This is a genomic window from Pseudomonas sp. PDM25, assembly GCF_019219045.1.
Classification (GTDB): domain Bacteria; phylum Pseudomonadota; class Gammaproteobacteria; order Pseudomonadales; family Pseudomonadaceae; genus Aquipseudomonas.
The window spans coordinates 197,626-217,929 of record NZ_JAHUWL010000006.1; the positions used below are offsets into that span (position 1 = coordinate 197,626).

17 protein-coding genes are annotated in these 20,304 nt (G+C 54.6%); 9 read left to right on the plus strand and 8 right to left on the minus strand.

Annotated features, from left to right (window positions below; all coding sequences use genetic code 11):
- The first annotated feature begins 102 nt into the window (after positions 1-102).
- The 7 genes from KW848_RS13225 to KW848_RS13255 all read left to right on the plus strand — a co-directional run bounded on the left by KW848_RS13225 (position 103) and on the right by KW848_RS13255 (position 9,245).
- The gene (locus KW848_RS13225) at positions 103-1,089 is read left to right on the plus strand and encodes a LysR family transcriptional regulator (RefSeq protein WP_218537098.1); all 987 of its coding nucleotides are present in this window, start codon (positions 103-105) and stop codon (positions 1,087-1,089) included.
- A gap of 123 nt (positions 1,090-1,212) precedes the next feature.
- Positions 1,213-2,760, plus strand: coding sequence for a UxaA family hydrolase (locus KW848_RS13230; RefSeq protein WP_218537099.1), 1,548 nt, complete (start codon positions 1,213-1,215; stop codon positions 2,758-2,760).
- 59 nt (positions 2,761-2,819) lie between these two features.
- Positions 2,820-4,400 carry an aldehyde dehydrogenase (NADP(+)) gene (locus tag KW848_RS13235; RefSeq protein WP_218537100.1) on the plus strand — a complete coding sequence of 527 codons (1,581 nt, stop codon included), beginning with the start codon at positions 2,820-2,822 and terminating at the stop codon, positions 4,398-4,400.
- Between the two features lie 274 nt (positions 4,401-4,674).
- The gene (locus KW848_RS13240) at positions 4,675-6,102 is read left to right on the plus strand and encodes an MFS transporter (RefSeq protein ID WP_218537101.1); all 1,428 of its coding nucleotides are present in this window, start codon (positions 4,675-4,677) and stop codon (positions 6,100-6,102) included.
- A 151-nt stretch (positions 6,103-6,253) separates the two neighbouring features.
- Positions 6,254-7,078, plus strand: coding sequence for a shikimate dehydrogenase (locus KW848_RS13245; protein WP_134104523.1), 825 nt, complete (start codon positions 6,254-6,256; stop codon positions 7,076-7,078).
- Positions 7,079-7,385: 307 nt separating this feature from the next.
- Complete coding sequence (locus KW848_RS13250) at positions 7,386-8,393, plus strand: Gfo/Idh/MocA family protein (protein WP_218537102.1); 1,008 nt, start codon at positions 7,386-7,388, stop codon at positions 8,391-8,393.
- 45 nt (positions 8,394-8,438) lie between these two features.
- Positions 8,439-9,245 carry an IclR family transcriptional regulator gene (locus KW848_RS13255; RefSeq protein ID WP_134104519.1) on the plus strand — a complete coding sequence of 269 codons (807 nt, stop codon included), beginning with the start codon at positions 8,439-8,441 and terminating at the stop codon, positions 9,243-9,245.
- 172 nt (positions 9,246-9,417) lie between these two features.
- Here KW848_RS13255 and KW848_RS13260 read toward each other — a convergent pair whose 3' ends face one another.
- The gene (locus KW848_RS13260; RefSeq protein ID WP_134104517.1) at positions 9,418-10,227 is read right to left on the minus strand and encodes a sugar phosphate isomerase/epimerase; all 810 of its coding nucleotides are present in this window, start codon (positions 10,225-10,227) and stop codon (positions 9,418-9,420) included.
- A 274-nt stretch (positions 10,228-10,501) separates the two neighbouring features.
- On the opposite strand from KW848_RS13260, the gene KW848_RS13265 reads away from it, so the two are divergent.
- A complete protein-coding gene (locus KW848_RS13265) occupies positions 10,502-11,293 on the plus strand; it encodes an SDR family NAD(P)-dependent oxidoreductase (RefSeq protein WP_057400026.1) in 792 nt (263 codons plus the stop codon).
- Positions 11,294-11,918: 625 nt separating this feature from the next.
- Here KW848_RS13265 and KW848_RS13270 read toward each other — a convergent pair.
- From KW848_RS13270 to KW848_RS13300, 7 genes are all read right to left on the minus strand, one after another.
- Entirely contained in the window at positions 11,919-12,173 is a 255-nt protein-coding gene (locus tag KW848_RS13270; protein WP_218537103.1) for a hypothetical protein, read from the minus strand.
- A 331-nt stretch (positions 12,174-12,504) separates the two neighbouring features.
- Complete coding sequence (locus KW848_RS13275) at positions 12,505-13,833, minus strand: LLM class flavin-dependent oxidoreductase (protein WP_134104513.1); 1,329 nt, start codon at positions 13,831-13,833, stop codon at positions 12,505-12,507.
- 36 nt (positions 13,834-13,869) lie between these two features.
- Positions 13,870-14,775, minus strand: a complete 906-nt coding sequence (locus tag KW848_RS13280) for an ABC transporter substrate-binding protein (protein ID WP_218537104.1) — start codon at positions 14,773-14,775, stop codon at positions 13,870-13,872.
- A 49-nt stretch (positions 14,776-14,824) separates the two neighbouring features.
- Positions 14,825-15,508, minus strand: coding sequence for an ABC transporter permease (locus KW848_RS13285; protein WP_218537105.1), 684 nt, complete (start codon positions 15,506-15,508; stop codon positions 14,825-14,827).
- Positions 15,508-16,137, minus strand: a complete 630-nt coding sequence (locus tag KW848_RS13290; RefSeq protein ID WP_218537106.1) for an ABC transporter permease — start codon at positions 16,135-16,137, stop codon at positions 15,508-15,510. The genes KW848_RS13285 and KW848_RS13290 overlap by 1 nt, the downstream gene beginning before the upstream one ends.
- Positions 16,134-17,165, minus strand: a complete 1,032-nt coding sequence (locus tag KW848_RS13295; RefSeq protein WP_218537107.1) for an ABC transporter ATP-binding protein — start codon at positions 17,163-17,165, stop codon at positions 16,134-16,136. Before KW848_RS13295 ends, KW848_RS13290 begins: the two co-directional genes overlap by 4 nt.
- Before the next feature lie 30 nt (positions 17,166-17,195).
- On the minus strand, positions 17,196-18,140 hold the full coding sequence (locus KW848_RS13300) for a fatty acid desaturase (RefSeq protein ID WP_218537108.1): 945 nt from the start codon (positions 18,138-18,140) through the stop codon (positions 17,196-17,198).
- A gap of 617 nt (positions 18,141-18,757) precedes the next feature.
- Between KW848_RS13300 and KW848_RS13305 the strand changes: the two genes are divergently transcribed.
- Positions 18,758-20,176, plus strand: coding sequence for a sugar porter family MFS transporter (locus tag KW848_RS13305; RefSeq protein ID WP_218537109.1), 1,419 nt, complete (start codon positions 18,758-18,760; stop codon positions 20,174-20,176).
- Positions 20,177-20,304: the final 128 nt, after the last annotated feature.

Genomic DNA, 20,304 nt, shown 5'->3' on the forward strand with positions numbered 1-20,304 from the left:
AGCCATCAGAGCCGTAAAAGTAATGGACCGCCCCCGTAAATCCCAATGAAAGAATCTCACCAGTCAATGCTGTTTCGTTATCGACAGACAAGGCCTTATCCGATGGAAAACGATCAAATTACTTTTGGCAGTGTCACCCGATGGCTGAAGATCAAACATTTGGTACTGGTCAATAGCCTGGCCAAGACCCGCAATATGCACACGACCGCAGAACAGATGAATGTTACGCAACCGGCCATCAGTAAATTGCTTCGCGATCTGGAAGTACTCTTGGGTTTCCCACTGTTTGAGCGTCAAACGCGCAACCTGGTCCTTACTGAACTAGGAGAGTTCGTGGCCCGTTATGCGCGTATTACCTTGGAAGACGCGGAATCGTTCGTCGACCAAGTCAACAAGCTGCGAAAAGGCGGGCATGGCCATTTAAAAATCGGCACCATTTTCGCCGCAACATCAGTGGTGCTGCCTGAAGCGATCGCCAGCATAAAACGCGATCGCCCCCTACTTTCTATTGAGGTGATCGAACAAACCAGTAACCAACTGCTGGAAATGCTCGAACAAAAAAAACTTGATTTGATCATCGCGCGCTTCACGGATGAGGATTGTCAGCCTTTCGAATTTACATCGCTGGGACCTGAACCCTTTTGTCTTGTCGCGAACAGCACGCACCCTCTGTGCCGACTTGAGGAGGTCCCCACCGAAGCACTCAGCGAATGGCCATGGGTCATGTATCCCTTTAATACGCCGATCCGACAACGCATGGAGCGCGCGTTCACACTGTTCAAGATCGCCCCGCCAACCAACACCGTTGAGACCATTTCGATGCAAACCTTCCTGCAGTTGCTGCAGTCTGGGCCAATGCTCGCCATGCTCCCCGAGTCCATGGTCCAGTCACAACTGCAAAATGGGCAGCTTCAAATCCTCAATACGCCCTTCAAAGTTGAATCTCAGGATTACGGGGTTATCACGCGCAAGGATGAGCCCCTGTCAGAGCCAACGCGGATGTTTGTTGCGACCTTATTAGAGTTCGCCAGACTGCGGCAAACGGCTACAGAGAAGAGGCACTGCAGCGATCCCAGTAAAAGTCGATGAGGCAAAGTTATCGAGCAATCGAAAGCTCTCATTAGGCAGCCATTTCTATGAATCCTATAGTGCCGGCACACAAGTGCAGCGCTATTAGCGACCGCGCACCACCCAGCAGCCCGTGAGGATGCGATGGAACTGATCATGAAAACCGGCGCAGCAGCTGTGCTGCGTTTGAATCCGCTGGACGATGTGCTGATTGCACGCCGACCCCTACTCGCTGGCGAAATCCTTGAGCAAGAAGGCGTGACCATCCGGCAAGCGATTGTCCCGGGCCATAAAGTTGCCTCCCGACGTATCGAAACCGGTCAACCGGTAAGGCGCTATGGGCAAATCATTGGTTTTGCAGTTGTCGACATAGAAGCAGGCGAGCATGTCCATGTGCACAACCTGGGTATGGGGGAATTCACTCGAGATTATGCTTTCAGCGTCGATGCGAAACCCAACGTCAAACCGAGTGAAGCGCCGTCGTTCATGGGCATCGTACGCCCGGATGGACGAGTGGCGACGCGCAACTACATCGGCATTCTTACATCAGTGAATTGCTCTGCCACAGTAGCCCGGGCCATCGCAGACCATTTTCGTCGGGACATCAATCCCGCCGCACTGCAAGCGTATCCAAACGTCGACGGTGTTGTTGCTCTGACGCATTCCGCCGGCTGCGCCGTTGATCCTGCGGGCGACGGTTTGAGCATGTTGCGCCGGACACTGGCCGGATATGCAACCCACGCCAACTTTGCGGCCGTGCTGGTGATCGGGTTGGGTTGCGAGACGAACCAAATCGACTCATTACTCACGACACAAGGACTCACCCGTAGTAATACGCTGCGCACATTCAACATTCAGGACAGTGGCGGTACGTCCAAGGCCATTGCCAGTGGCATTGACCACGTGAAGCAATTGCTTGGCGAGGCCAATCAGATTCAGCGTGAACCGGTTAGTGCTCGTCATCTGACCGTCGGGCTTCAGTGCGGTGGTTCGGATGGCTACTCCGGTATTACCGCCAACCCTGCGCTGGGTAATGCGGTGGATCGCCTGGTCGCCTGCGGCGGTACCGCGATTCTTTCCGAAACCCCTGAAATATACGGTGCCGAACACTTGCTGACACGACGGGCTGTGAGCCGTGAAGTCGGCGAAAAACTTATCGCTCGAATTCATTGGTGGGAACGCTACTGCGAGCGTATGGGGGCCGAGTTGAACAATAACCCCTCTGCCGGCAACAAGGCAGGTGGCTTGACCACCATTCTGGAAAAGTCGCTGGGCGCTGTAGCAAAGGCTGGCTCGAGCAACCTGATGGATGTCTACGAATACGCCCAGACCGTCACGGTCAACGGGCTGGTTTTTATGGACACCCCTGGCTATGACCCCGTCTCCGCAACCGGTCAGGTCGCCGGTGGTGCGAACCTGATTGCGTTTACCACCGGTCGCGGATCGGCCTATGGCTGCGCCCCTGCCCCATCAATCAAGCTGGCGACCAATAGCGCCTTATGGGCTCGTCAACGAGAAGACATGGACATCAACTGCGGCGAAATAGCCGAAGACACTTTGACCATCGAGGCGTGCGGTGCAGCGATCTTTGAAACCATGCTGCGCATTGCCTCGGGCGAACGCAGCATGAGCGAACAACACGGATACGGACAAAATGAGTTCGTGCCGTGGCAGATCGGCGCCGTCACCTGATTCCAATCCTGGGAATGCCCCGCCCATCTATCACTTGCACATTCAACCTGGAGACAACCATGTCCCTCATCACAGGCCAAAACTTTATCGGCGGCCAGCGCAGCGCCGCCGGCAGTATCATCGTCAAGAGTGTGGATGCCAGCACCGGGGAGACCTTACCCTATGCCTTCCACCAGGCGACTACGCAAGAAATCGAGGACGCTGCCCATGCAGCCAACAACGCCTTTTCCAGCTACCGCACCCTTAGCGCGAGCAAACGGGCCGAATTTCTCGATGCAATTGCTGAAGAGCTAGAGGCTTTGGACGATGAGTTTATTGCGCTGGTTTGCCGTGAAACAGCATTGCCTGCAGCTCGCATCCAGGGCGAACGCGCACGTACCAGCGGCCAAATGCGCTTGTTTGCAAACGTATTGCGGCGTGGTGACTTCTATGGAGCTCGCATCGATCAAGCGTTACCCCTTCGCAAACCGTTGCCGCGCCCTGACCTTCGCCAGTACCGCACCGCAATCGGTCCGGTTGCTGTGTTTGGTGCCAGTAATTTTCCGTTGGCTTTCTCCACGGCCGGCGGCGATACGGCCTCGGCACTCGCGGCGGGTTGTCCGGTGATATTCAAAGCCCACAGCGGCCACATGGCCACTGCAGAACAGGTCGCCAACGCGATCATCCGGGCGGCCGAGCGCAGCGGCATGCCCGCAGGTGTCTTCAACATGATTTATGGCAGTGGCGTAGGCGAAGCCTTGGTAAAACACCCGCTCATCAAGGGAGTTGGTTTTACCGGTTCGCTCAAAGGTGGTCGAGCATTGTGCGACATGGCCGCCGCTCGCCCCGAGCCCATTCCAGTCTTCGCCGAGATGTCGAGCATCAACCCGGTTGTGATCCTGCCTCAGGCACTCTCGCGTCGAGCTGACAGTATCGCTCGGGATCTTGCCGCCTCGGTGGTTCAAGGCTGTGGGCAGTTTTGCACTAATCCCGGACTGGTGGTTGGCATTCGTTCGGATGCTTTCAGTGCTTTTCAGAATAGCGTGGCCGCGTTGATCAGCGACCAACCTGCACAAACAATGCTCAACGCAGGCACCCTGCGCAGCTATGCGGCTGGCTTGCAGAACCTGCACACGCACCCCGGCATCGTGCACCTGGCTGGCAGCAACCAACAGGGTCACCAAGCCCAGCCACAGTTGTTCAAGGCCGACATAGAGTTGTTGCTTAATGGCGACAAAGTTCTTCAAGAAGAAATCTTCGGCCCCACGTCTATCTTCATTGAGGTCGCTGACCAGGCGCAACTCAACGCTGGCATCAATGCCCTTCACGGCCAATTGACCGCGACCTTGATTGGTGAACCAGAAGACCTTACCCAATTCGCAGAGTTGACTGCTCTGTTGGAAATGAAGGTTGGCCGTATCCTCATCAATGGCTACCCAACGGGTGTCGAGGTCTGCGATTCAATGGTGCACGGCGGCCCTTATCCTGCGACGTCTGACAGTCGCGGCACCTCGGTCGGCACTTTGGCCATCGATCGCTTCCTGAGACCAGTCTGCTTTCAAAACTACCATGATGCATTGCTGCCCGATGCTCTCAAGAACGGCAATCCTCTGAACATTTTCAGACTGGTCGACGGGCGTCTTTCCCGAGACAGCTTGTAAGCCCACAGGCTTGATAAAAGACCTGTAGACAACTTCAAAGGCACTTGACGGGCGGACGAGCTTTGTCCTCCCGTCAGGTTGCTGTGCACGGCTGATACCCACTGCTTTCGCACCGTGGCGAAGCCAGCATTGAGAATTTCGTCGCATAAATCATGGCCGAATTTATCACTGGCTGATCCAGTCAACTGCCCCTTGACAATCGCTTCTCAAAAGTAACAACATTACTAATGGAACACAGTTACAACAATAAAAATCCAAAAGACGGAGACACGTCATGAATCAAAGCACACTGGTTGAGTCTCATTCAAAACGACAGTCAAGGAAGGCCGCTGCCAGCGGCTGGATCGGTTCGGCTTTGGAGTATTACGACTTTTTCATCTACGCCACTGCGGCGGCCTTGCTTTTCCCGCAGCTGTTTTTCCCGACAGACAATCCGACCGTAGGCATCATCGTTTCGCTGGCCAGCTTCGGCGTAGGGTACATCGCTCGGCCAATCGGAGCCGTGGTATTAGGGCACCTGGGCGACCGACATGGACGCAAGACCGTACTGGTCTACTGCATGTTCTTGATGGGCTTTTCGACCGTGAGCATCGGACTGCTTCCTACCTACCAGCAGATCGGTGTGTGGGCTCCTGCACTGTTGATTTTTTTGCGTCTGATTCAAGGATTTGCAGTCGCTGGAGAGGTGTCATGTGCCAGCTCCATGACCCTGGAACACGCGCCCGATGGACGTCGAGGTTATTTCGCAAGCTTTACGCTTCAAGGCGTACAAGCCGGACAACTACTAGCGGCTGGGGTTTTCCTGCCTCTCGCCCAGTTCATGCCAGCTGATCAATTTGCTGCTTGGGGCTGGCGAATTCCATTTCTGCTCAGCGCCCTGGTGCTAGTCGCCGGATGGGTCATTCGGCGTGAAGTTCATGAAGCTCCAGTATTCACCGAGGCGCAGACCGAAGGCGAGACACGCAAATTACCTGTGGTCGAAGTGTTCACGCAGAGCTGGCGAGATGTGTTACGAGTGATTTGCATGGCGCTGTCTGCGGTCCTTGCAATCGTCGCCTCCGTATTCGGAGCAACCTATGCAGTCCAACCGGCCTACGGCATTGGCTTTCCTTCCGGCGTGTTCATGTGGATACCGGTGTTAGGCAATCTGTGCGCCGTGATACTTATCCCCTTCGTAGGCAAGCTCTCTGACAGGATTGGTCGCCGGCCTCCGGTAATTGTGGGTGTTCTTAGCGGCGGACTTCTGTCATTTGCGTATCTCTATGCGATCAGCATCCACAACCTATGGCTTTCGTTGATTCTCTCGCTCCTCATGTGGGGTGTGGCTTACCAGGGTTTCAATGGCGTCTTCCCAAGCCTGTTCCCAGAACTGTTCCGTACACGCGTACGTGTTACCGGCATGGCTATTGGTCAGAATATCGGCGTAGCATGCACAGCATTTCTGCCAGCCCTTTTCGTATCGATTGCGCCTCCCGGGACCGAGAATATCCCGCTGAAAATCGGAGCGTTGACTTTTGGCATCTGCGTAATCTCTGCGATCGCGGCTTTTACTACCCGCGAAACATACCGGATTCGCCTGAAGGACCTCGGTGACCCTAATGCGGTCCCGATGTCCAAAGAGGAATACGAACGGGTTCAGGAACAGTCCAATTCCAAATCGCAACCCAATGCAGTCCCATCAGTGCCAGCGACACGCTCCTGACAGCCTGTTCTGTTACCACCACCACGCTGTTCAATTTCTCTGCACAGCGCTTAGAGTAATACGGCAGTGATAATGCACACGTTGTCAGTAGTCGGTTCCGACATCCCCCTACTGACAATTGGCGTGCCACTGCCAACGCCAGTAGGTTGACATGCATCCACGTATTACCGGCAGCACTCGTATATATGGATTAATTGGTGCCCCCCTCAAGAGCGCCAAGTCCCCAATGCTGTTGAACAAGTTATTTGCCGAAGCGCAGTCCAACGCCGTCTGCATTCCACTGGAGGTCGGTCCCGGCGACCTGGCTGACTTTGTGAGAGGCATACGAGCCGTGAGCAACCTTGCCGGGCTTCTGGTCACCATGCCGCACAAGCAGAGCATGCTTGACGTTGTGGACGTTCTTCACCCTACCGCGCGTCAGATCGGCGCAATCAATGTCATTCGTTGTGATAACGACGGGCGCTGGGTGGGAGCCGTGTTCGACGGGCTTGGCTGCGTGCTGGGCATGCAGCGCGAAGGCATTACCCTGCTGGGGAAATCCGTTCTGCTCATCGGTGCGGGCGGCTCGGGAAGGGCAATCGCGTTTGCCGTTGCCGCCGCTGGCGCCCGTTCGTTGATCATTTCAGACCTAGATCCGCACCGCGCCCTGGACCTAGCGCAATGTGTTGCCAAAGAGGGTCCGTGCGCTGTGCATGTAGGCCCAGCAGATGCAGCAGGCCATGACATCGTGATCAATGCCACCCCGCTCGGCATGAACCCTAATGACCCGATGCCGATAGACGCAAAGCAGTTGGCCCCAACTACGGTGGTGGTCGACATCATCACCAGGTCCGAGCCGACCGCCTTGCTGCTCGAAGCGCAATCGCGTGGCTGCCGAACCCTTGATGGCCACCCTATGCACGTAGGCCAAGCCCTGCTGGCATTAAGCTTTCTAGGTTTCGAAGATATAGAGCATCGCTACTCGAGCGGATTGTAACGATCCCGCCCCCCCCCCCGACTGTCACCCTACCCCACCTCTTCATAACCTCTATCGAACCAGTAAGGATGTGCACATACCCCCGTATGTGCACATTTTTGTGTGCCTGTTGAAATTGCATCTCAGCTTAGCTGTCACGCACTGCTCGGCAGCAAAACGAAACTGACTTCCGTTCATAATCGGCTCGTGCTAGCCTATTGTGCAACCTCGCAATCGTGGCTCGCGCGCTGTTATTTTTGTACCTAACCCGCAATCCCGAGGGCACCGGCAAGTTCGTCAAACACACTTGTTTATAAGGAATGAATGTTTGAAAGTCGTTCTTCTGGAAGTAAGCCACTGGCACACCCCGCTCTACCTTGACGCCCTTGAGCGTTTGCCTGATGTGACCGTCACGGCGGTATCCGACGCCACGGGATCGCGTGCTCCTGCCCTCGCTCAGCGCTTTGGAGCGCAGCGCTACGATCACTGGAAAAACCTACTGGATAACGAAGAAGCTGATTTTGCGTTCGCTTTTGGTCCGCACGATGAGCTGTATGCCATGGGCAAAGCATTGATCGAACGCAACATTCCGTTCGCGATGGAGAAGCCCTGCGGGCTTACCCAGCATGAAGTACTGGACCTGCACCGACGCGCCGAAGCCGCCGGCGTGTTCGCGGCGGTGCCGTTGGTTTGGAGGCACAGTGAATTACTGAACCGCGTCAAGCATGCGGCGTTGCAGAGTGGCGCCAGATGGAGAACCCAGTCGTTTCGATTCAACGCCGGCCCGCCCGGACGCTACTTGACGAACAGTTGCTCCTGGATGCTTGATCCGAAACGCTCGGGTGGCGGATGCACGATCAACCTTGCCCCTCATTTCGTCGATCTGGCGCAGGAAATGTCCGGAGAGCGCATATACAGCGTGTCCGCCGTAATGCATCGCGACCCGCAGCTGACCGCCGTAGAGATCGCCTCAATGATGACCCTGGTGACCGAGAGCGGCTGCATCTGCACCATCGAAACTGGCTACAATTACCCGGCTAATACGCCAGAGCAACGGGAGTACTCGTTTTCATTGTCAACCGATCAGTTCTACGTGCGCTCGACCCCGGATGGCTTGCGGCTGATCGATGCGGTTGGAGGGGCAAGTGACCTGACCATGAGCCTGAACTCTGACGTGTATTACGACAACTTCGTAACCGATGTCCTCTCCCCTGACCGAGAGACAGCCTACACCGGTGCCGGACTTGCAACCATGCACCACGTCATGCGCATCATCGAGGCGGCCTATGAGTCAGACCGCCTCGGTGGCATTCCCATCACGCTCCAGCACCCCTGACACGACGTTGGCTGGCCATTGCCGGCAAAAAAGAGGACTTAAAAATTGTCACACATTGGCCGCTACTTCAACACCTTGGAACTGCTGCTGTCCCATCCGGACGGTCTCTCCCTGTCTGAAATCGGCGAGCAGACCCAAGTTGCCATGGCCACGGCCCACCGCATATTGAGCGCGCTGCGAGAAAGAGGCTACGTTTACCAGGACGAACAGGATCATTACCGCCTGACGCTAAAAATCCCCAGCATGGGCGTGAACTTCATCTCTGAAACGGGCTTCGCCAGGATCATGCAACCCTTGCTCAACGAGCTGGCCAGCGAAACCGGTGAGCACGTCCGGTTGGCGGCAGTTGCAGAAGATCATCTGACCTGGGTGCTGCAAGCCACGCAAAACACCAGAGGGCTTCAGTACCGCCGAGCCCTGGATGAAAAAATCATTCCCCACACAACAGCGGCGGGCAAAGTATGGCTTTCCACTATGCGCGATGAACGCGCCATGCGAATTCTCGCCGCATGGAACATCGAGAACAGCCGAGACTACGCGGGGCCCAATGCGCGCGTTTCGATTCGCGACATCTTTGATGACCTCGCTCAGATCCGCAAAGAGGGGCACGCGTTAGTTCGAGAAGAAGGTGAAGTGGGTGTGTGCGTCGTGGCGGTTGCTGTATTCGATACCTCGCGGCCAGATAACTCCGGCCCGGTCGCCACCCTGAGCGTCGCCGGTCCCATCGCACGCATGCGGGAGGAAACCCTGAGTGCTCATATCGAACATTTGAAGCGCTCGGCGATCAGGGTAGGCGAATGCTGGTCGCTCTGGACTTCGGTCAGTGGTGATGATTCGCTACCTCTGCGGTAGTACCGCGCACACCGTCGCGATCATGACTGGCTCCAGCAGGCCGAAGCCTGCGAAACCCCTATGATCGCGAGCGTGTATTGCTGGTGTAAACGCTGTCACCTGGACCCGTTGCGTGCCTCAAGGCTCCTTGACATCCGGTCGCAGGCGGTAGCGACAAGCGACCGGTAGCCGATTACGGAATTTTCCAGCCCTTCGCACGCAGATCCTGCACGCCCTTGTTCAGCTCATACAAAGCATTTTCTTCGCGGATGATTTCCAGTACGCAATTTCCAATACCGCAGGTCGCGTGAACGGCCTCGCCCAACCCGATAAAGTCCACTACACCGGTGCCGACTGGATCATGCCCCCACACGTCCGTACCCGTATCGGACACATGCACAAAGTCGATGCTGGCGTGATAAGCCAGCAGACTCGCCACCGGATCTTCACCGATGTAAGCGGCATTGGCGATGTCGTAGACGACCCTGACCACATCGTCGTTGAGGGTGCTTACAACCTCCGCCAGTTCCGGCATGGTGGGGGTAAAGCAGTACGGGGTGTTTTCCAGCAGTAAGCGCACGCCCGCCTGTTTGGCCATTGGAATCAGGACCGCCAGACTCTCGTACATCCAATCATAGGTTTTCTCGAGCGGCGGGGAAATCATGGGACGCCTGGTGCCGGGGGATATCACCACTTCCTGGGTACCCCAAACTGCAGCCAGGTCAATCACCGATTTGATGTGCTCAATGCTCTTGTGACGCATATTTGCGGCGGGACTGGCCAGATTGATGTCATAGCCGCCGGCGTTGAGAGACCTGATCTTTGCGCCGTACTCATGAAGACGCAGGCTTACGGCAGAACGTTCCGCCGTCGAGATTTCTACCGGCCAGCAATGTGGCGAGCTGACGGGCACCTCAAACACACGATGCCCGTGCTCGGCCAGTTGCGCAATTGCATCAATTGCCGTGGATGACCATAGATAGGAGAACGTGCTGATGATCATATCGAAACATCCTTTCAGTTGAGTATTCGCTGGAGTGAAAAGGGCCATTCGTATTGTGGATTTTGTACCTGGAGCACTATCGATAGCGGGAAGACGCGACGATGGATGGATAGATCTGGGTAGCGATAGCCACTGCACTGGCAAGGGTATCCGACCGCGAAAAAAACGATATCGGAATCAATTTCCATTGTCAATTTGATTGCAAATCAAATCCAATTTTTGTATTTTACAAACCTCTTTTACCTCAATGTCTAACTATAAAAAGGAGTGTCCAATGAGAGCTTTGGTCAGTGGTGGTAGTAGCGGTATCGGTGCGTCTACATGCCTGAGGATCGCGGAGGCGGCCCTTGCCCGGGGCTCGCAGCCGAAAATTGCGGTATGCGGACACACACTCACTACTACGCAGGAAGAAGTCGTTCAATCCATCAAGGCCATGGGCGGTATCGCCATCGCATTGTCCGGAGATCTCGGCAACCCTGAGGTGCCGAGCCAGCTGGTGGCGGCTGCAGTGGCGGAGTTCGGCGGGCTCGACGCGTTGGTGGCGAATGCCGGCATCGCCAGTCCTGGCGCAATCTGTGATTTGTCCATCGAGGACTGGGACGATATGTTCTCGGTCAATCTTCGCGGCGCCTGGTTGCTTGCCAAAGCCAGCTACCCGTATTTACGCGAGAGCAGAGGCTCGGCGTGCTTTACCTCGTCGATGTCTGGCCAGCTTCCGCATGCCGGCTCAGGCGCGTACAGCCCCACTAAAGCGGCATTGACAATGCTCGCCCAGACACTCGCGCTGGAGTGGGCACCTGACGGAGTCCGTGTAAACGTGGTGTCTCCGGGCATGACCCACACGCCGATGTCCGAAAAAATGTACGCCGATCCCCAGATCAAGAAAGCACGGGAAGCAATCATCCCGCTGGCGAGAATCGGCGAGCCCGTGGATATCGCGAACGTGATCGAATTTCTCGTTAGCCCTTTATCCGGATATGTCACGGGACAGGATATCTGTGTCGATGGTGGCTTCTCCAAATCGATACTGAGTCATATCCCGGGCCGACCAAGCTCCAAATCCTAAGCACGATTGCTTTACCGTGGGTTCAGCACTCAGGTCGGAAGGTGTGTCAATGGCACAGCATGAGACACACTGCCTTGAGTGTAGGCGAGGCCGTACGGGCTTGGTGTTACGTGCGGCTTCGACCTACATTGTGTGTTTTACGCGTTATCGCTGGAGCTCACACCTGAAGTACATCTGGTCATTGGCCGCCGCACTTCGAATCATCCAAGAACAGCCGAATAGCTTTGCCTCCCTCTTCTACAGACGTTCCGCCGGGCTCATACCCTGCGTTTCGGAGACTCGAATTGTCTGAGAGTCAAAATCTAAAAAACCTTTTAATAATATTAATTTATCGCTGAAACACATCCTCGCCTCTCATCTGACTGCGGTAAATTCCAAAGCGCTCCAGGGCAAATTTCGGTTACTAAAAAACCACGCCACCATCGATACCCCAGTTTCAAGCGAGGTGACACTGATTTCGATACCCGCGATTAATCAAGGCAAATGGCCGCTGTTTGCGTTCATCTATACAGTCAAACCTTGCTACTCGCGCTTACAGCGGTAGGGAGGACGCACGCATTGATAGCCAGTACGAGATCCATTTGATCCGTTCAGGACACAAAGAGGTACTCCGCGTATCGCGTCGTTACATGTCAGAACTTGAGGCACTGTTATCTCTCGCAAGATAGTCGTAGGTGACGCTGTCGATGGAAGCCAAATCACCCTCGCCCTCTTTCAGCCTTCGCATGTTCTCCCTGTGGGATCCGGTGAAGGTGAGTTTCGAGAAAAAACCTCGGTCGCTGATCCTGGCCAGCGTGCGGCGCAATGAATTCATTCCCGAGTTGGAATCCCGGGCATTGATCAGCCCATGGCTGCCCTGGAAACCCACCAGATCAGTCACGGCCGAATCAGCTCTGCAGAGCAGCAAACTGCAATGGTCCCCCCCGAGCTATGGGCAAGCTCATAGCTCGGGCGCCCTATCAGCCTCACCTTTCCCCGCAGTACGTGACGAATGGATAGCCGCAGGTCTGGGATAACAACAGATCAGGGCAAAGCCACTGTGATGCGGAATCAACGACCTGTTTTTGCGCACGGCGCTCGCGCAGAATATCCAGGATGCACTCAAGCCAAACGTGCTACGCCTGTAAAACCCTGGCAGGAGCGAGGTACATGGATAGATCACTGGTCATATGGAATCCAGTCAGGGGAGGTGTTTAGCGCTTGGCCCCAGATCACAGCAAGAAGCTGTTAACAGGCTTTTTCAAGCCCAACCGGTCCCTCAGCGTCCCAGGTTCATATTCCTTGCGGAAAACCCCTTTGGCTTGCAGCAAAGGCACCACGCCGCGTGTGAATGCTTCAAAGTCCGTTGGCAAAAACGGAAACATGAGGTTATAGCCATCAACGGCATTCGACTCGTACAGCGCTGAAAGCTTATCGGCAATATGCTCCGCCGTTCCGATCAGTAGCCAGGTACTGGAACTCTTGACCAACCGGCGCCCTATTTCGCGGATGGACAAGGAGGTGTCGTACTTCTTGAGCAGGGCCAGCTCAGTTCGAATGCCATCAAACTCAGACTCATCCGGCAACGCTGGCAACGGGCTGTCCGGCGAAAGTCCTGTCAAGTCGAGACGGGTGTAACTGGAGACCAGATCGATCGCCACGGCATCGATGATGAGGCTGTCCTCCAGTTGCCGGCGTCGCTCCTCCTCAGACTCACCCTCAAGCACCACCGGAAGCACACCGGTGATGATTTTCAGATCACTGGAGTGCCTGCCCTTCAACTCGAGTCGGCGATTCAAATCGGCCCTATACGCCAGTCCCTCTTCGACCGAATTGATGAAACAGAAGTGCACGTCCGCATGCGCAGCGGCCAGATTCTTGCCCGCTTCAGAAGACCCCGCCTGGGCAAGGACCGGATGTCCCTGAGGTGGACGCGGCACATTAAGCGGCCCACGTACGCTGAAATGTGCGCCTTTGTGATTGATCGGGTGAATTTTCGATGGATCGGCAAAGTCGCCGGTGCCCTTGTCAAATTCAAGCGCACCGTCTTCCCAGGAGTCCCAAAGCTGCTTGACGACATGGATGAATTCCTCGGCCCGCAGATAACGATCGCCGTGCTTCGTCACGCCTGACAATCCGAAATTCGAAGCCTCTTCTTCCAGCCAGGAAGTCACGATATTCCAGCTGGCTCGCCCTGCGCTGAGATAGTCCAACGAAGCAAAATATCGCGCGAGGTTGAACGGCTCGTTATAGGAAGTTGAAGCGGTGCCCATCAGACCAATGTGATCAGTCACGGCAGCCAGTGCGGACAAGAGCGTAATAGGTTCAAGGCGGGCGTTGGCATAGTGCCTCAACCCACTGGCCACGGAGTCCCAGACCGCGACGTGATCCGCTACAAAAACCGCATCGAACTTCGCCGCCTCCGCCGCCTGCACCAGTTTTATGTAGTACTTGAGCGTGAATATTTCCTGGGTCGGTGACAGCGGGTGGCGCCAGGAAAAACGATGATCTCCTTGGGGGTTAAAAAAGAACAAATTCAAAATCATACTTTTATTGGACATAACGCCTCCACGACCTTACCAACGTCGCATTCATTTTCACTGGGCCGTCTTGACGGTATGTTCGGCGACCCACTGCGCCGCGACTTTTGCGGGATCCTTGTGATCGATATCAACAAGGCGATTGAGTTGCTTGAGGTCGTCATCGGTCAGTTTTGCAGAGACCTCGTTGAGCACCTGGGTGACTTCCGGGGTTAGCAACGCCTTGCGACCCAGTGGCGTGATGTTTTGCAGGGGCTGTTGGTGCTTGTCGTCCTCGAGGACAACCCAAGGCTCCTTAGCCAGGATGCCTTGCGTGGAGACCACCGTGGCGACGTCGATAGCGCCTGAGTTCAACGCCAGCCGCGACAAGGGCCCGCCCATGTCCAGCGATTTGATGCTCTTGAAGTTGATGCCGTAGACCGCCTTCAACCCAGGCAGGCCTAAGGCAGCAGTGGCGACTTCGGGAGGCCCGCCCAACGTGAAATCACCCGAGACGGGCGCCAGGTCGGACAAGGTGTGCAAGTTGTACTTTTCTGCGGTTTTTCGGGTGACGGCCCAAGCGGTAATGGAGCCCGCGGACGAAGGCTCAAGCAGCTGGAGGTCCGCCGGCAACTTCTGTTGCAAAGCGCTGAGGATCTCCTTTTGGGTGGTCAGGGCGGTCTTGTCGTCATAGAAACTCAACAGTGATCCTATGTATTCGGGTACGACGTCTATATCCCCGTTTTCCAGCGCCTGGGCAATGATCTGGCGGTTCCCCAGATTGAGTCGGGTCTTGACGTCTATCCCTTCATTTTTCAAGGCTGACGCATAGATGTTGGCGAGAATCGTCTGCTCGGAAAAATTGGCCCCTCCAATGGTGATGGACTGAGCATTGGCAAACGTGCTGCCAATCAGCAAGCCTAACCCCAGCAACAATGAAACCGAGTGCACTGAGCGAGCCTTCGAACGTTGTTTGTTTTTCATTTGGGTCTGCACCTCTGCAAAGTTAATACGTACTTTCAAATGCCCCTGGTCATGTAGCGCTTAGTTCAACATTCCCCGCCCGCCATTTTCTAACCATGAGTGTTTCTATCATCGAGCACACCCACTCGCTGACAATCGCAAGTGCCGACACCATCAGTGCGCCGCCAATAATTTGCGGCGTATCATTCCGGCCCAGTCCATCAATAAGAAACCTGCCCAGCCCGCCGAACCCTGCATACGCAGCGATGGTGGCTGTTGCGATAAGTTGCACCAGGGCTGATCGGAATCCAGAAAAGATCAGCGGAAAAGCCAGCGGCAACTCGAGCTGAATAAACATCTGCCATCTGCGCATCCCCATCGATCTGGCAGCCTGCTTCAGAGACGAATCCACTTGATCGATTCCAACATAGGTATTGGTTAATATCGGCGGGATGCTCATAGTCACCAATGCGATAATCACCGTGCTGGTTTCATAGCCAATGAGCATGATTGCAAGTATCACAATACCCAGAGAAGGTAATGCTCGCCCAACATTGAACAACCCTATCGCCACCTGCGCGCCTTTGCGGTAGTTAGCCAGAAGTACGCCGAGCGGAAACGCTATTGCACAAGCAATAGCCAGGCTCAAAGACACATAATAAATATGCTCTGCCAGCCGAGTCAGTATCCCGTTTTCACCCAACCAGTTTTCAGGAAGCGAAAACCAAAGGTAGACACCTGCGTTCATATTCATTAGCGCACCCAAGGGACCAGCCATTTATCTATTGAATAAAATAGAAAATCAAAACATAACGCCAACATCACCGTCAGGATCAGGCTGACCGCCACAGGCGTAGTAAAACTTTGCGCCAACCCGGTAATAAAGAGTTGCCCCAGCCCACCTTGACCAATTAACGCAGTAACAGTCACTAGCCCGACCAAGGTAACCGAGGTCGTTCGCAGCCCTGCCAATAACGAAGGCAACGCCAGTGGAAGTTCAACCCCAAAAAATCGCTGCATGCGCGTATACCCTAGCGCACGGGCTTCCTCCAATACGTCCGGGGGATTACTCGCAAGCCCCGCCAAGGTGTTCTGCAATACAATAAGCAAGGAATACAGACTCAAACCAATCACCGCCGTCGTCTTGGATAAACCGGTAAAAGGCATTATCAAAATAAACAGCGCCAGAGACGGAATGGTAAAGAGTATGCCGCTGACATAAATCATGGGGCGCGCCAATCCTGGCTGCCACAACGTCAAGAGCACCATTGCGCCCGCTAATAGCATCCCTATACACAGGCCCAAGGTCACCAGCTGAATATGATCAAATAACAGCTGGCCGATCTGCTGCCAGTTTTCAACGATCCAGGACCAGTCAATCATTGCGCACTTCCGAAGCGGCGCTCATTGAGTGCGCTGTGAAGGCTGGCAATCGAGAGGCAACCTTCGTAACCGCCCGCCTCGTCCACGCGAACAACCACACCGATAGGAGCCGTTAGAATTTTAACCAGTGCGTGATGCAACGAGTCGTTACTCGACACCGTTGTCAGCTCGGGAACAGGCACATCCGATTCACTGACCCACTTCAACGGGTTGGACTTATCATCCAGCAGAAGTTTGAATTCGCAATTGACTTCATCCGCTGGAAGATCAGAAACCCTCATCAGCGAAAGTCTTTTTAAAAGCGGATCTTTGCCGATAAAGTTCTTCACAAACTCGCTCGCAGGATGGGCAAGGATATTGTGAGGCGTATCGAACTGAACAAGCTTTCCTTCGCCCTCGAAGATGGCAATCCGGTCACCAATCTTGATGGCCTCCTCCATATCGTGGGTCACCAAAATAATGGTTTTATGCAAGCGTCTCTGAAGCGCAACCAGTTCATCCTGCAGCCGCTCGCGTATCACCGGATCAAGTGCGGCAAAGGGTTCGTCCATCAATACAACCGGTGGGTCCGAGGCCAATGCCCTCGCCAGAGCGACACGACTCTTTTGGCCGCCCGACAGCTGATTAGGGTATCGATCGAGAAATTCCGGCTGAAGTCCAACCAGTGAAATAAGCTCGCTCACGCGCTGGCGGATTTTGTGCTTGCTCCAGCCCAAGAGCCGCGGCACGGCGCCAATATTCTCTGCAACCGTCTGGTGAGGAAATAGGGCCGAGCTCTGCATCATGAAGCCAATGCCGCGGCGTAGCGTAACGACGTCAAGCTCATCGGTCGCTACTCCATTAACACAGATGCGACCACTGTCCTGGGTATCCAGCCTATTGATCATTCGCAAAATGGTTGTTTTGCCACATCCACTGGGCCCGACAAATACACAGATCTCACCCTTCCGGACGTGGAGCGTCAAATCACTCACGGCCATTCGCGGGCTGCCTTTATGAGTTTTCTTGATGGCTTCAAAACGTATCATTTTCCGACACCCAGATTAGCTTTCATATTTCTATTGCTCGGCAGGATGGCGAGGACAATCCACGGGACTGACCAGATGTCTCTGCAATAACTGGAAGTAGCCATGAATGACATAGCCATTGTTTCGCGCGATCCATTGTTCACGCCTGGCTCTATACACCCGGGGTAAGTAAAACCAGGGCAAACCAGGGAGATCGTGATGAACCAAGTGAAGATTGAGGTTAAGAAACAGCCAACTCAACAGCCCTGACGATTCGTTGATAACCGTGCGGTGTTCCGGAAGCGTCGACGGGCGATGTTCGTAAAACGACCTGATCATGGCAATGGATAAAGCCGGCAGCGAAACTAAGAATACGTACTGTATGGCACTGATGGCGCTGTATTGCTCAACCAGAGCCAGCACTACGCCAACACTTAGTATATGAGCGGCCCACATCCGCCAAGAAATTTGCCCGGTGTGAAATAGTCCTCCAATCTCGCTACACACGAGGGTTATCACCGCCAATGGCGCGCCCATAAGCAAACGACCGCCCAAGGTCTTGTTTACCCATAACAGCGTTCTGATACAACGAGGCGAGCGCAACCAAAAAGCACCGGTGACATAACGACTTTCCGGATCTTGACCCGGCACCGTCAACACCTCGTCGCGGTGATGCGCCAAATGTGTGTCCCTATAAATGTCGTAGGGGTACCACACGGTAAATGGCAGAAATCCCAAGGCTTTATTTATGCCAGGCCAACGCGTCGGATGACCGTGGATAAGCTCATGCTGAATCGACATCCAGAGCACGACCAATGGAATAAACAGAACAATGGTGAATACTTCGCCAAATGCTTGCCCATAAAAAACAATAACGGCCCAGGCCAGATAAAAACCAACCAACAAAAGCCAGGTGGGCCATTCGGTTTGACTGGTAAATGTAGTGCTCAGCTTAACGATTTCAGCTCGATGAGCTTCATCCAAATAGTTTGGCATTGTTGTTAGTCATGATAGATCTTGCTCGGAACAAGCGTCCAATCACTCACACTTCAAGCTGCAACCCCACACACCGGGCATTATCTGAAGATGATTGGCTGGACTAACGGTATGGAAGTACCCAACAGCGATGATTCACATGGCGTAGAGCAGAAATGCCAAGCCTTCGCTGATTGCACTGCAGGCTTCGCTGTTGGCCTGACAAGGGAGAGGTTTGCCGGTAACGAATGGAACGGCAATGGAGGCACAAGGACTGATGCGGATACTGCCGGCGTGAGAAATCGCGACATGAGCTCTGTCATAAGACAGAGCCTCAAGGCTGATTTGGAAGATTCGGGCGCCGGACATAGTCGTACCATAAGAATAGGATTGAACATATCCGGCGGTCCGGTGACAGCAAGGTAGCATGGTGACCACTGTGATCAAGGAATATATTTTATTATGCTTATTCCATAAAGGAATAAGCTTGCGATCATCGACACTGAGGTGCCGGGTTGGTATGAAGCTTCGACGACCTGGCGTTTAAATACGGTTGGGAAGTTCGGGCGGCGACCGTGGCGACGAGCGGGAGCTGTATCCAAGATAGTGTCCATTAAAAAATGATCAGGAATATCACAATGACAATTAATTCCTACGGAAATACGGCAGACACTTCAGCCGCCTATGTAAGTCCTGAAAAACACCAGACACAGCGCTACCTGCAAAAAATCACTTGGATTGCCACGTTTGGCGGCCTGCTATTCGGCTTCGATACCGGCGTCATCAATGGCGCCCTGCTCTACATGAAAGATGACTTGGGCCTGACGCCATTTACGGAAGGCTTGGTCGCCAGTGCCTTATTGATCGGCGCAATGATGGGGGCGCTGTGCAGCGGTCGCTTATCAGACCTCAAGGGTCGCCGCCGTATCATTCTTTTCCTCGCTGTGGTGTTTTTTCTTGGAGCGTTGGCTTGTGCACTGGCGCCCACCCTCAACGTCATGGTGGCCGCCCGCTTCACGCTAGGGTTAGCGGTGGGCGGCGCATCGGTCGTCGTGCCGGCGTATCTTGCAGAGATGGCTCCATCCAGCATCCGCGGTCGCATCATTACCCGCAACGAGTTGATGATCGTTACCGGGCAATTCCTGGCCTTCACCACTAACGCCACACTGGGCAATTTGTTTAGCGATCTCGATGGTGTTTGGAGATGGATGCTTGCCTTGGCAACCCTGCCAGCAGTGGCACTCTGGTTGGGAATGCTCTACATGCCGGAAAGCCCGCGCTGGCTGGCAACCAAAGGGCGCTTCAGAGAGGGCCTGGAGGTACTGAAACTGGTACGGGAAGAGTACTATGCCAAGGCTGAAATGGAGGCCATCACCCAGCAGATCAGCAACGAACGATTCATCAAAAAAGGCGGCTGGCGCGACCTGTCTCGAAAAGGCGCGCGACGAATCTTTTTGGTTGGCATCGGTATCGCTGTTACATCGCAGCTGACCGGAGTCAATTCAATCATGTACTTCGGCACGCAGATCCTCACAGAAGCGGGCCTGGAACAACGTAGTGCACTGATCGCCAATGTCTTCAACGGCATTATCTCGATTGGCGCAACGTTCGTGGGCATTGCTCTGCTGGACCGCGTGGGCCGTCGCCCAATGATGCTGCTCGGTTTCACTGGCACCACATTGGCTTTACTGTTGATTGGCCTGGTTTCAGTTTTTGTCGATCCCTCCGTCACCCGCGCCATGCTCATCCTCGGAGCCATGGCGATGTTCCTTGCCTCCATGCAAGGGCTGATCGGACCTGCTTTCTGGGTGCTTTTGGCGGAAATTTTCCCAATGCGAATCCGCGGCGGATGCATGGGTATGGCGATCGCGGCCTTCTGGTTGACCAACGTGATGATAGGCATGTTCTTTCCATCTCTGGTTGCGACGATCGGGATCGGCCAGACCTTCTTTGTGTTCGTGGCAGCGGGACTTCTGTCTCTGACCTTCGTCGCTGTGTGGGTACCGGAGACACGAGGCAGCACGCTCGAAGAGATTGAACAGCGGTTGTATGGTTAGACGGGGATGAAGTCTCCCCTTAACTGCCGTTCCTCCGCTTCCTATTTCGTCGCATGTTTTTTTGGGAAGCGGCTCTTCTCCGCTGATGGCCGTGCCCGAGTTCAGGCTATTTGAAAATCCGACTGTCA